A 12291-nucleotide genomic window follows, 5' to 3' on the forward strand; every position below is an offset into this window, starting at 1 on the left:
GACTCGTAACTCCTAATTTTCAACCCGAAATCACTAAACTATTCTCCGTAAACTACTCTTACTTTATCTCTTAAGTTATAGTTCGATGCCATAACCTCGCCGTAAGCACCGGCAGTTCTGATGGCGATCAAATCTCCCCTTTGTGTTTCAGGCAATTCCACCGCTTTGGCAAAACAATCTGTCGACTCACAAATAGGTCCTACAACATCATAGTTCTTCGTTTTTTCACCACTTGTTTTAGAGATATTCTCAATTTTATGATAAGCCTGATATAATGCAGGGCGCATCAGTTCGGTCATACCTGCATCTAAAATGGCGAAATTGGTCACCTGCCCATTTTTAACATACAAAACTCTTGAGATCAACGAACCACAGTTGGCCACCAAAGCACGTCCTAATTCAAAATGCACTTCCTGATTTGCCGAGCGCTCTAAAAATGAATCGAAGATTTTAAAGTAGGTTTCAAAATCAACAACAGACTTGGTATCAGGATGATAATAATCAACCCCTAAACCACCACCAACATTGATCACGCTAATTTCTACATGACGATCAACAAACCATTTTACAATTTCATTCACCTTAATACAAAGGCTTTTGAAAACGTTCAAATCAGTTATTTGCGATCCAATGTGAAAATGCAAACCAAGGCATTTTAGGTTCGAAAGGTTGCGCAATGCAGCAACCACCTTGTCAAACTCCCATTGGTTAATACCGAATTTATTTTCCTCTAAACCGGTGGTGATATATTTATGGGTGTACGCATTTACATTAGGGTTGATACGTAATGCAACACGAGCTGTTTTACCTTTTTTTGCTGCTAAATCATTAATGACTTCCAGCTCCTGGATCGACTCAACATTAAAGCAAAAGATATCCTGGTCTAACGCATAGTTAATTTCAGCATCTGATTTACCTACACCGGCAAACACCACTTTTTCTTTCCCAAAACCGATCTCAATTGCTTTTTTCACCTCGCCACCACTTACACAATCGGCACCAATGTTATAAGAGCGGATAGTTTGCAACACACGCTCATCAAAATTAGCCTTTAAAGCATAATGCACATGAAAGTTATATTTTGATGATGCCGCTTGGCAAGCCTCCAACGTTTCTTTTAACAACGCTACGTTGTAATAATAGAACGGAGTTTCGAGCGACTGAAATTTATTTACTAATTCGTTTGAAAACATTTGGTTGTTAATTGAATAATCCTTCGTGTAAATCTAATAAAGCCGAATGTTTGAAACTCGAATCAACAATTATTGAAATATTGTTATTACTTCCACCATAAGAGATCATACGCATAGGAACTTCTTTCATACTGTTGATCACTTTAGCAGCATAACCGGTTTTTGAAGAAACAAAATCACCCACAATACAGATAATGGTAAGATCTTTATCTACTTCAACTGCTCCAAGGTCGTTCAATTCTGCTACAATTTCTTTCAGGTTATCTGTTTTATCAATAGAAACCGAAACTGCAACCTCTGATGTTGTAATAACATCAATTGGAGTTTTGTAACGCTCAAACACTTCAAACACTTTACGTAAAAAGCCATAGGCCATTAACATGCGGCTCGACTGAATTTTAATAGCGGTAATGCCATCTTTTGCTGCTACAGCTTTAATCTCACCTTCGCTGCGTTGAGCATCAATTAAAGTACCTGGTGCAGTCGGATCCATCGTGTTTTTAAGACGAACCGGAATACGGTATTTCTGTGCAGGCAATACACTTTGAGGATGTAAGATCTTTGCACCGAAATAAGCTAACTCAGCAGCTTCTTCGAATGATAAACGTGCAATTGGGCGAGTATTTTTAACAATACGCGGATCGTTGTTGTGCATGCCATCAATATCCGTCCAAATTTGAACTTCCTCGCTGGTAATGCCGGCGCCAATTAATGAAGCCGTGTAATCACTGCCCCCACGCTTTAAATTATCGATTTCGCCATATGGGTTACGACAAATAAAACCTTGTGTAATGAATAGTTTAGTTTCAGGGTGAGCTTCCAACATCGGAGTTAATTTCTCGGTGATGAAAGGAACGATCGGCTCCGACTCTTCATCAATTTTCATAAACTCTAAGGCCGGTAAAAGAACCGCTTCAATGCCAATCTGACCTAAATAAATAGTAAATAAATTAGTAGAGATCAGTTCCCCTTGAGCTAAAATGGCTCGTTCATGTGCAACGGTAAATGATGATTCGTTGGCAAATGAATATAAGGTACCAAAATACGTTTCAATTACATCGCTACCCTTCTTATAAAAATCTTCTTTGGGGAATAAGTCTTGAATAAATACAATGTACTTAGACTTAAGATTGTCAATTAACTCAACGGCCTTGTTCTTATCAGTTTTATAAGCTTCACTGATCTCAACCAAGTTGTTAGTAGTGCCTGATACGGCCGATAATACAACAATTTGACGTTCATTAGGGTTTATAATGTCCATTAGTCGGCGCATACGCTCCGGACTACCCACAGAAGTTCCTCCAAACTTTAATACTTTCATTGTTAGGGGTGAATAATTAAAAAAAATTATACTTGAGTAATGGTTCTGGTTTGTATTCTTCCTTATTGCCAGATGGTTGATAAAATTTCAACATTAATAAATTATACCAACAATTTCTTGAAAGGATTCGTTTAAATACTACCTTAAATTAAAATTTCGCCAAAATACTGATATTTTTTTATTGATTCATTAATTTAGCCGTGTAATTAAAAATTTATGATAAACATCAAGTTCGGCACCGACGGATGGCGTGCCATTATAGCCCAGGAATTTACCGTTAAAAACGTTACCAGAGTTGCATACGGAACAGCATTGTGGTTAAAAGAGCATAAGCAAAAAAGCTCGGTAGTAATCGGTAACGACCCTCGTTTTGCAGGTAAACTATTTGCCGAAACTACCGCCAAAGTGTTTGCTAACGCGGGTATCAAAGTGTTTCTGTCATCTACAGATTTTGTTTCAACACCTATGGTTTCATTGGGAACCACGCTTTTAAAGGCTGATCTGGGTGTCATCATTACTGCCAGCCACAACCCTCCTGCCTATAACGGATATAAAATCAAAGCTTCATATGGCGGACCTGCTACTCCGGATATGATCGATCAAGTGGAAAACCTTATTCCAAGTGGTGTACCATTAGAGCTTTTATCAATTGAAGAATATAAAAAACAAGGATTAATTGAGCTGATTGATCTTGAAGACATGTATGTAAAGCATGTTGAAGAGAAGTTTGACTTGGATGCGATCCGTAACTCAGGGATGAACTTTGCTTACGATGCAATGTATGGTGCAGGTCAAAATGTGATGCGTCGTTTGTTCCCTGATGCTACATTTTTACATTGCGAGCACAATCCGGGTTTCGACGGACAGGCACCTGAACCAATTCATAAAAACCTGGAAGAGTTTTCGGAATTGATTAAGCTTAGTGGTGATATTGATTCTGGTTTAGCTACTGATGGTGATGCCGATCGTATTGGTTTATACGATTCCGAAGGTAATTTCGTTGATTCACACCATATCCTCTTATTACTGATCCACTACCTGCATAAATACCAGGGCTTAAATGGAGATGTGATCACGACATTCTCTTGTACACAAAAAATTGCCGATTTGTGTAAGGCCTATAACCTGCCGCATACCATTACAAAGATTGGCTTCAAATACATCTGCGATCTAATGGTGAACTCAGGTAAACAAGTTTTAGTGGGTGGCGAAGAATCAGGAGGTTTAGCAATTGCGGGTTACATTCCAGAGCGCGATGGTATTTGGATCGGTTTAACTATTTGGGAGTTTATGGCTAAAACCGGTAAATCTCTTGATGACCTGATTGAAGAAGTTTATGCTATTGTTGGTTCATTTGCTGTTGAACGTTATGATTTGCATTTAACTGAAGATAAAAAACAGGCAATTATCTCAGCTTGCCAAAATCGATCATATAAATCATTTGGCTCTTTTGAAGTAAGCTCGGTGGAAGATATGGACGGTTTCAAATTCCACTTTGGCGATGGCTCATGGGTAATGATTCGCCCATCGGGTACCGAACCGGTTTTGAGGGTGTACGCAGAGGCTCCAACATCCCAAGCAGCCTTTAAAATATTAGACGCAACAAAAGCTACCTTGTTAGCTTAATCAATAAAAACCTCCTTCTCAAAAAGGAGGTTTTTTTTATTATTTTTTTTCTTTCCTTCAGGATTCATCTGATGATGGTCATAATGAAAAAAAAAAATCCACACCTTTTTACGCATGATAAATAATTGGTTTTCAACACAAAAAACCAGATTTATCACTCCTTTCCTACCTGTTTTTAAAATTTCCTTCTAAAGTAACTTCATAAAAAATTCATAAAGCCACGTTTGCTTTGTTTAATGATAAGAACTGAATTACGCCTTTTTCTTTAACCAGGTACTATCCGTTAAAGCAAAACAGCGGTAGAAAACTCCTGCAATTTCAGCAGAGTTACCTGCTTAGGCTTTCAAGCTTAATTCATTAAAACTAAAACTTCATAACACGATTAAAACCCTTGCTCGAGCGCGTTTGCCACTCGTGGGAATAACCTCTTGAGTTTTAACTCGATTCTATTCTTCTTTATTTGACTTTATACTAATCAGACATTGGTAATAGGTTGTCGGGTGCCGAAAATATAATACATACTTTAAAAAATAATAATGCTCGAGGATATACTCAAGCACTATTATTTTGTTTTCTATTTTGTGTTACAAACACTAACCAGTTTTTCGCACGCGTTGCAAACGCGCGCTAGCTGAGAGGTGCTGTTATAGGCTGTGTTTATTTCTTTGCCTTTTTAATCCCGATAGCTATCGAAATTGTTATTTTTCACAAAGTTCTTTCAACTTTTCGAGTGCTTTTGGGTAGGTTTCGTTCATATAATCTAAAAAATCTTCAGTAGTGTCTAAATCAACAGTAACGGTTGTAGTTCCATTGTTTTCTTCGTAGGTATAGTTTTCAAAACCGTTTGCCCATTTTTCCACCTCTGGCCCTTCTGTAATTTCCTTGCCAGCATTAAAAAGACCATAATGTTGAATCGAAACAAATTGGTTGGGAATGTTTTCAACTATCCTTGAAACCATACCTCCCTTTTCTCCTTTCTCATCTACTCCAATAAATAGAATTTTATTCCCCTTGCCCCAACTGCCTTCATAGGTCGATGTCGGGTTAAACAAAGCAGTCCATTGCTCATAAGTTGATTTACTGCTGAGGCCAAGCATAAAATCATAAATCTTGGTCGCAGGTGCATTGATGCTTACTTTGAATTGCAACTTTTTCATAATATTAATATTTACAAGTCCAATTTAAGTATTTATTCAATTCAATAAATGCCCGATCATTAAAACTTAGAGCACCTGGTGCTGCATCAAATCCAATCATTATAGTATAAATGACCAACCCATTCAAATGAAACAACTCTGATCATACAGAATATCATTCGTACTCATTTGCCTGGATTTGTTTAGGCCGATAAACAAAAAACCACCCTGTATATAAAAGGTGGTTCGGTTTAACATTTAAGCTATGCTTTTCTTTAATATTCTATTAAGGCAAAGAAAATCACTAATCCAATAAATCTCAAAGAAGTTGAGAGCAAATAGGATTTTATATAAGTATCTGGAAAATCATTTGCTTTAAGTTTGCTATAGGAAATTATACTTGTCACAATAAGAAAAACAAGTATTGAAACTATATAAATAACATATGAAATCAGAGGTTCAACTACACTAAATTTTGTACTTAGAAAGAATAATACAATAATACCTATCAATATACCAAAACCATACATCCGACCATTTGAAAACAGGTCAATTAATTAGGCCTTTTTAATTTGGTCTAACTTTTTATTTGCTTTTTACAGGACTGGTCGGTTTGAAAACTGAATTTCATAATACCATTTAGCTTTTTTAAGCTATGCATCTACACCAAAGAAGTGTTCACAAACGGAGGAGATCCTTTGTAAATCAACATTCCCCCCGGAAACGATTCCAACAACTTTTTTCCCATTAACATACTTGTCAATTTTTCCGGAAAGGAGTGCGGCTGTTGCCAAAGCTCCAGCACCTTCAACCACTACCTTTGCGCGTTGAAGGAGGTCTTTCATAGCGAGTTCAAGCTCAGCTTCAGTCACCGTGATGATTTCGTTGACATATTGCTGTACGACATTATAAGTCAATGTACCAGGTACTTTAACAGCACATCCGTCAGCCATTGTAGGTGCGATAAAGTGGCTCACGATTTTTCCTGCGTCTATTGAAGCCTTCATGCCATGAACGTTTTCGGCCTGAACCCCAATTACGTTAATATTAGGATTGAATGATTTAAGAGCAACAGCAACACCTGCAATGATGCCGCCGCCGCCAACAGGAACAACAACCGTTTCCACATCCCATAAATCCTCTAGAATTTCAATGCCGATGGTTCCTTGTCCAGCCATTACTTTTACATCATCATAGGGGTGTAAAAATGTTTCGCCAGTTTCAGCAACAATTTTTCCGCAAAACTCTTTAGCATCGTCAAATGTTGCACCTGCCAGGATGACTTCAGAACCATATTCACGAGTCGCGTCCACCTTTGCTTTAGGGGCAGATTCAGGCATGACAATTTTACTTTTAATGCCTGCTAACTTAGAAGAAAGCGCGACACCTTGGGCGTGGTTTCCCGCAGAACAAGCGATCACACCTTTTGCTCTTTCTGATTCAGAAAGGCTAGAAATTTTATTGAACGCACCTCGAAATTTAAAAGAACCTGTAAGCTGCATATTTTCCAATTTCATGTAAACTTCTCCCCCGGTTTTTGCCGTGAGGTAGAAAGATTTCACAATTGGCGTCTTACGTGCCATGCCTTTCAGTGTTTTGTGTGCTTCTTTGATTTCTTGAATTGATAGAATTTGCTTTAAAGTTTCCATTAAAATAATCCTCCTAACCCAATTAATTGTAAGTCTAAAGTTGTTACATTTTGTTCGAATGTGATAGTTCCTTTGTAAGGATTCATATCTCCAGAAGCAACGTCATCTATTCCATTTAGTAAAACACCTAGTCCTTCGTGTTGTATTTCTAAGTAGAATGGCCCCACAAATGACAATGACACTCAGCAATAGCACTCATTGGTTTCAGCAGTGATTTTTTTTCAATACGATTAAGGTCTTTTAATTGCTTGGGGCAAAATCGAAGTATTAGTATGTGTTTGGAATTGAATAAACCTACTCTAATATTGGTTGGTTAAATTTCGTGAAAAAATATTTCAATTAAATAGAATCCAAGTCTTATCGAAGTTTATCAATAATAATACATGAATAAATAGTGGATTTAAAAACCTGTTTAATATGTATACGAATGGCGTGTTGAGGTCATAAGAATCAATAAACACATCCAGATCTATAAAAAACAACTCTATAAAACCAACAAAACCACCCTCATTTAAAAGGTGGTTTTGCTAACTAGTATTGAAAACTTAAATCAAGAGCTGGGATGTATCTATATTTATTTGAATTCTTCTGTAAAAGAATCATCCCATTTAAAGGCATTGAGAATCCATCCATTATTGTTTTTATAATACGTGAATTTTAGCCTGATAGCAGTGTTTTCATATCGAATCAAGTAAGTTTCTCTGATAGCTATATCTGCTATTTTCTCATTGCTAATTTTAAGTAAGCCTATGGGTTTGCCAAATCTTTCCTCTATTAAATTTAGGTATTTAATGGTTTTTTCCTCCAAAGCATCAACTTCATTTTTGGGTAATGGCCAATATAAGATCAACTCACTAAATGATGTCGAAATTTTATTTTCAAGGAATAATTGGGTCACTTTTTTTGAAAGATCTTGTGTGGCCGCTTCGTCTTTCAAATACTTCACTTGGGCTTGTACTTGAATGAAAAAAAATGATAATAATGCTACGATAATTGTTTTCTTCATTTACTTATGTTAATAGTGTATAAAAATTTTATTGCCTATAAAGTGGTTTGGGTTCATATTCCTTTTGGCCTTAATGCTAACATTTAGATAAATCGGAAATTCTTTTCAAGGAGAATTATGCTGAAAATCGAGTGGTTTATTCTTGATTTTTAACACCGTTCATTTTAGGTGCAGTGTTATTTTCTTACGAATCTTTTTAGGACCGTTCTGTTTGAATTTTTCTCAGGCCATATTTCGATGCTATAAAAATCTTCACCTTCATCGCCATCAACGGATTCCAGATTAAAAGAATACACTCTTACCCTATAGTCTGCAGGTTCTACTTGAAATTCTAATTCAACTGAAGAGTTTGGACAATCTAAAATTTGAAAAGTACCTGACTCAATTTTTATGCTTGCTTCTACTACATGGTCAAATCAGGTTAAGTCAATATTCTCTCTTGGTAGCTCTCTAACTAAAAGTTCCGCTTTAACAGGTCCGTAACATTCTGTTCCGATTCCTAAAACTCCTTCTTCGATCGCCATTCTATCTTCATGAGCCTCATTAGTCCAAAATCTGTCAGAGTCAGTGTTACAAGGCGAATCTTTGTCGCAGATGTAGAATTGGCTGTATTGAGTATAAAAGTCAAGATTGTATTTCATAGATTATTTCTCCTATCGCTTATTTTGGATAATCAATAATAAATCAGCATCCATCCAATTTCCTATAAATCCCCGTTTCCGACAAGTTGCCTTGTTGGCACCGTTCCTTTGCTGGTTCTGCATTTTAACTTCCAGAAAAGGTTTTAAGCCAGTTCTTCTTATCTCCTAAGAATTTTCAAGATCTTATTATAAACAATTTCGGAGGTTGTCCAGGAATTTCCGCCGCTGGTATTTACAAACTGAATGACTACCGCATCAATGTCCTTATGATATCGTGCAATACTTTGATATCCGGGTAACATACCCGTATGTTCATAGGTATAAACTGAAGAATAAATAGCCTGTTCCTTATCATTTAATAAAGACCCATCATTCAAAGCCCGCAAGAAAATCCCAACATCCTGTGCTGTGGCAACCATTGATCCTCCTGCGTTTACATAATCAAACTTCTTTAAATCTTCAGCATATCCGGTGGTGTATCCGCTGGCAACATCTTCTAAATTCACCTCGCTCAGTAAACCATAAGTGTGTGTTAGTTTAAGAGGCTCCAAAATTTCCTTTTTTATATATTGCCGATGGCTATACCCCAATGTTTTATCAAGGATCATCCCGATCAGCAGGTAATTTGTATTAGAATAACGATAACGGCTATCCGGTTTAAAATCTGCAGGTTTATCCAAAACCAATTTTAACGATTCGCTACTCGTAAAAGGTTTGAACCATGGGAAATTAGGATCATCAGTAAAATTTGGAATACCACTTCGATGCTGTATCATCATTTTCAGGGTGATTTTATCTGAATTTTCGATCCTTCCAGCCAAATCGGGCAAAAGTTCAGCAAGCGTGTTATCCAACGACAAACTCTTATTATTTACCAATTTAACAGTAGCTGCCGCGATATATAGTTTACTAATACTGGCAATTTTGAATAATGCATTCGCATCGGCCCGAACTTTATTCTCTTTGCTTTTCCAGCCTGCTGCGTAAAAAGCAGGTGGCTTACCGGCCTGATCGACATACACTATAATACCATCTAAATTATATTTTAATGCCTCATTTACCTGCTCCTGAACAGTATCTGGCAATGGTGTTAACCATGCCCGTACCATAACCCAGGGTACAAATAACAGGGAGCAACTGATTGCAATGGATACGATAATTATTTTGAATGGGCGTTTATTGTATTTCATATATTCAAGTTGTTTCAGGTGGATATGATTTTATTAAATTTTTTCTCATGAAAAAGAGAAAAACCATACCCATCAATAAATATAAATAGCCATTGATTCTCCAACTATCCAAAAGAAGCTGCGTTTCAGCTTTGCCAATTTGACTCTCCATGAAAAATTGAGAACTATTTATGGAGGCATGGGCTATGGCCACAACAAAGAGGTTACCTTTCAATTGAATCCATATCCACGTAAGTAGAATAGTAGCCGCAATTATGACAAACATCCATGGAACAACTACATCCGCTCCCATAAATAAGATCGGAACATGCCAGGTGCCCCACACAATAAAAATGATCAACATAGAAACAGTGAGCGAATATTTATCGGTTAATTTTGGGAGTAACCATCCGCGCCAACCTAATTCTTCCCCTATTCCAATGAAAAGCAGCTGAATCATCAGGTGCAGCACAAGTAATAAACAACCATCAGTAAAAATATCCCATAGCCTGTTTATTGATAAACCAGCCATTAAAAAAGATAAAATATTTACTACAGTGCCAATAATAGGTAACAATAAAAACCAGCCTATGTCTTTTTTCCTCGGAATCAATTTCTGAAATAGATTTCGAACACCTGGTTTTCCATGGCTTAAAAAAGAAACTGTAACAGCCCCAAAGGAAGGTCCGATAACAAACAAAAGTCTTGGTAAATAAATGGAAATTATACCAGGGAAGCTCCATTGAGCCGTAAATACATTAAAAGCCCCACCTATTAAGTAGGAGAATAAAAAGGCAAGAAGTACAAAACTTATTATCTGATGCCTTTTAACCCAAGCGTTCAAATTGCTGCTCTTGCTTACCGGTTCTAAAGTTTGTTTTGTCAAAATATTTAATAATGATAACAGGCTGTTTGCACTACCCTAGAGTTTTTTATGGATTATAATCTTTCAGTGCCCATCCGTCTTTACCCAACTCTTAAGATCTTTTCCATCTTTTTACCTTTGGCCAATTCATCCACCAACTTATCTAAATACCTTGCTTGTTTAGTTAAGGGATTTTCAATTTCTTCAACACGATAGCCGCATATCACTCCGGTAATTAACTGAGCATTAGGGTTCAATTTTGCCCGCTCGAAGAACGTTTCAAAGGTTACTTGCTCATCAATAAGTTCTTGCAGTTTTTTGTCGTCAAAACCGGTCAGCCACTCTATTACCTGATGTAATTCTCCTTTTGTCCGGCCTTTACTCTCAACTTTTGTGATATAGTGTGGATATACTGATGCAAATTTCATTTTGGCTATTCGCTCATCGTGCTCGGGAGTTGTTTTCATACCTTGGTTTTTTGTTGATTTTTTCGATTTCGGGTTGGGAGCTCGTATAACGTTGCTACCGTCTGCCGAATTTAAGTATTTATTCAGTTTAACAAATGCCACAAGGAATCATCTGTTAGTCTTTTAGAAAAATTGGGATGATTCGCTGTATGGGGAATAATACACCCCATTTATTGGCTAAGGGTTTGTAACAATACATATAAACTTAACAGTATGAAACTATCTAAGATCTATCCACTGTTAGCTCTTTGTCTAATAGTATCGTTAACAGGCTGCGCTGCCATTGAAGCTATTTTTAAAGCCGGTGTATGGACAGGAATATTAATGGTTGCCTTGCTTATTGGATTATTAATATTTGTGGTAAGAATGTTTATAGGAAGAAAATAAAGAATTAAACCACAGAACTTCATAGAGTTACTCAGAGTAACTCTATGAAGTTCTGTGGTTTAAAATTCAGGGATAAAGGGTTTTGTTTTTACCCAAATTGGGTTATTATTTACCATTAACCAATGCTGAAACTTCTTTTGATTATCAAAGGCTTAAATTTTTTTTATTTCGTATGGTGATTAATAAGCTTCAGAAACTAAGCTTTGCACTTCTGAAAAGGTTTTACTTAAATGTTCGCTGTATCGTTCCATATCCCTGATAACATCGGCATTTTTCTCAACATCATGAAAATGGAAGCTTTTCAAAGGTTTCATTCCTGTAAAAGCATTCATTCGGTGAAATCCGAATAAAGGACCTTCATCAACACTGTGTTCATTGAAAAATTCACCTGGCAAGGTAAAAGCAGTTTCGGGAGCGTTCCAAGTGGTGGTAAGCATATAATGTTTGCCCTTCAGCATACCGCCCGTACCGTAATTGATCTTAGGATTTTCAGACCTTCTGCCATCACTGTAATAAATGCCTTTCTGATGTCCGGCAGTAAATACCTCATCAATGTATTTTTTAAAACCATTAGGTAGCTGAAACCACCATATTGGAGTATGATAAATGACAACATCGGCCCAAACAAATTTCTGCACTTCCTCTTCTGGAATATATCCATTACTAATATCGGTTTTCATTACCTGCACATCCTCCCTGCTCTCAAAAAAAGCCAGCGTTTCTGCAGTAATGGTTTTGTTAAATCTTCCGCTTGAGTGCCCGAAATTTTGACCGGCATTGATGACAAATATTTTCTTCATTTTCTTTTATTATTAATGACAAGACAAAACT

12 protein-coding genes are annotated in these 12291 nt (G+C 36.8%); 2 read left to right on the forward strand and 10 right to left on the reverse strand.

Annotated features, from left to right (window positions below; all coding sequences use genetic code 11):
• Nucleotides 1–38: 38 nt before the first annotated feature.
• Together lysA and C3K47_RS12280 are read right to left on the reverse strand one after the other, a co-directional pair.
• Nucleotides 39–1193, reverse strand: a complete 1155-nt coding sequence (gene lysA / locus C3K47_RS12275; protein WP_103789438.1) for a diaminopimelate decarboxylase — start codon at nucleotides 1191–1193, stop codon at nucleotides 39–41.
• A 7-nt stretch (nucleotides 1194–1200) separates the two neighbouring features.
• Entirely contained in the window at nucleotides 1201–2514 is a 1314-nt protein-coding gene (locus C3K47_RS12280) for an aspartate kinase (RefSeq protein WP_103789439.1), read from the reverse strand.
• Between the two features lie 216 nt (nucleotides 2515–2730).
• Here C3K47_RS12280 and C3K47_RS12285 point away from each other — a divergent pair, with 216 nt between their 5' ends.
• The gene (locus tag C3K47_RS12285; RefSeq protein ID WP_103789440.1) at nucleotides 2731–4140 is read left to right on the forward strand and encodes a phosphohexomutase domain-containing protein; all 1410 of its coding nucleotides are present in this window, start codon (nucleotides 2731–2733) and stop codon (nucleotides 4138–4140) included.
• A gap of 698 nt (nucleotides 4141–4838) precedes the next feature.
• Here the strand turns inward: C3K47_RS12285 and C3K47_RS12290 are convergent.
• From C3K47_RS12290 to C3K47_RS12320, 7 genes are all read right to left on the reverse strand, one after another.
• On the reverse strand, nucleotides 4839–5297 hold the full coding sequence (locus C3K47_RS12290) for a tungsten formylmethanofuran dehydrogenase (protein WP_103789441.1): 459 nt from the start codon (nucleotides 5295–5297) through the stop codon (nucleotides 4839–4841).
• A 632-nt stretch (nucleotides 5298–5929) separates the two neighbouring features.
• Nucleotides 5930–6925, reverse strand: a complete 996-nt coding sequence (gene tdcB, locus C3K47_RS12295; RefSeq protein WP_103789442.1) for a bifunctional threonine ammonia-lyase/L-serine ammonia-lyase TdcB — start codon at nucleotides 6923–6925, stop codon at nucleotides 5930–5932.
• A 574-nt stretch (nucleotides 6926–7499) separates the two neighbouring features.
• Nucleotides 7500–7931: a hypothetical protein gene (locus C3K47_RS12300; protein WP_103789443.1), complete on the reverse strand. Its 432-nt coding sequence runs from the start codon at nucleotides 7929–7931 to the stop codon at nucleotides 7500–7502.
• Nucleotides 7932–8347: 416 nt separating this feature from the next.
• Nucleotides 8348–8572 carry a hypothetical protein gene (locus C3K47_RS19560; protein WP_103789444.1) on the reverse strand — a complete coding sequence of 75 codons (225 nt, stop codon included), beginning with the start codon at nucleotides 8570–8572 and terminating at the stop codon, nucleotides 8348–8350.
• Nucleotides 8573–8730: 158 nt separating this feature from the next.
• The gene (locus C3K47_RS12310) at nucleotides 8731–9762 is read right to left on the reverse strand and encodes a serine hydrolase domain-containing protein (protein ID WP_103789445.1); all 1032 of its coding nucleotides are present in this window, start codon (nucleotides 9760–9762) and stop codon (nucleotides 8731–8733) included.
• Nucleotides 9763–9766: 4 nt separating this feature from the next.
• Nucleotides 9767–10627, reverse strand: coding sequence for a CPBP family intramembrane glutamic endopeptidase (locus tag C3K47_RS12315; RefSeq protein ID WP_103789446.1), 861 nt, complete (start codon nucleotides 10625–10627; stop codon nucleotides 9767–9769).
• Between the two features lie 80 nt (nucleotides 10628–10707).
• Nucleotides 10708–11073 carry a DUF2200 domain-containing protein gene (locus tag C3K47_RS12320; RefSeq protein WP_103789615.1) on the reverse strand — a complete coding sequence of 122 codons (366 nt, stop codon included), beginning with the start codon at nucleotides 11071–11073 and terminating at the stop codon, nucleotides 10708–10710.
• Nucleotides 11074–11286: 213 nt separating this feature from the next.
• Here C3K47_RS12320 and C3K47_RS12325 point away from each other — a divergent pair, with 213 nt between their 5' ends.
• On the forward strand, nucleotides 11287–11460 hold the full coding sequence (locus C3K47_RS12325; RefSeq protein ID WP_103789447.1) for a phosphatidate cytidylyltransferase: 174 nt from the start codon (nucleotides 11287–11289) through the stop codon (nucleotides 11458–11460).
• Between the two features lie 179 nt (nucleotides 11461–11639).
• On the opposite strand, the gene C3K47_RS12330 is transcribed toward C3K47_RS12325, so the two are convergent.
• Nucleotides 11640–12260, reverse strand: coding sequence for an NAD(P)H-dependent oxidoreductase (locus C3K47_RS12330; RefSeq protein ID WP_103789448.1), 621 nt, complete (start codon nucleotides 12258–12260; stop codon nucleotides 11640–11642).
• Nucleotides 12261–12291 lie beyond the last annotated feature (31 nt).

Source organism: Solitalea longa, assembly GCF_002920915.1.
Classification (GTDB): domain Bacteria; phylum Bacteroidota; class Bacteroidia; order Sphingobacteriales; family Sphingobacteriaceae; genus Solitalea; species Solitalea longa.

Coding starts and splice junctions, on each gene's coding strand:
- C3K47_RS12330 (WP_103789448.1), bottom strand. CDS start 12,260: ATGAAGAAAATATTTGTCATCAATGCCGGTCAAAATTTCGGGCACTCA.
- C3K47_RS12290 (WP_103789441.1), bottom strand. CDS start 5,297: ATGAAAAAGTTGCAATTCAAAGTAAGCATCAATGCACCTGCGACCAAG.
- C3K47_RS12310 (WP_103789445.1), bottom strand. CDS start 9,762: ATGAAATACAATAAACGCCCATTCAAAATAATTATCGTATCCATTGCA.
- C3K47_RS12285 (WP_103789440.1), top strand. CDS start 2,731: ATGATAAACATCAAGTTCGGCACCGACGGATGGCGTGCCATTATAGCC.
- C3K47_RS12280 (WP_103789439.1), bottom strand. CDS start 2,514: ATGAAAGTATTAAAGTTTGGAGGAACTTCTGTGGGTAGTCCGGAGCGT.
- tdcB (WP_103789442.1), bottom strand. CDS start 6,925: ATGGAAACTTTAAAGCAAATTCTATCAATTCAAGAAATCAAAGAAGCA.
- C3K47_RS12320 (WP_103789615.1), bottom strand. CDS start 11,073: ATGAAAACAACTCCCGAGCACGATGAGCGAATAGCCAAAATGAAATTT.
- lysA (WP_103789438.1), bottom strand. CDS start 1,193: ATGTTTTCAAACGAATTAGTAAATAAATTTCAGTCGCTCGAAACTCCG.
- C3K47_RS12325 (WP_103789447.1), top strand. CDS start 11,287: ATGAAACTATCTAAGATCTATCCACTGTTAGCTCTTTGTCTAATAGTA.
- C3K47_RS19560 (WP_103789444.1), bottom strand. CDS start 8,572: ATGAAATACAATCTTGACTTTTATACTCAATACAGCCAATTCTACATC.
- C3K47_RS12300 (WP_103789443.1), bottom strand. CDS start 7,931: ATGAAGAAAACAATTATCGTAGCATTATTATCATTTTTTTTCATTCAA.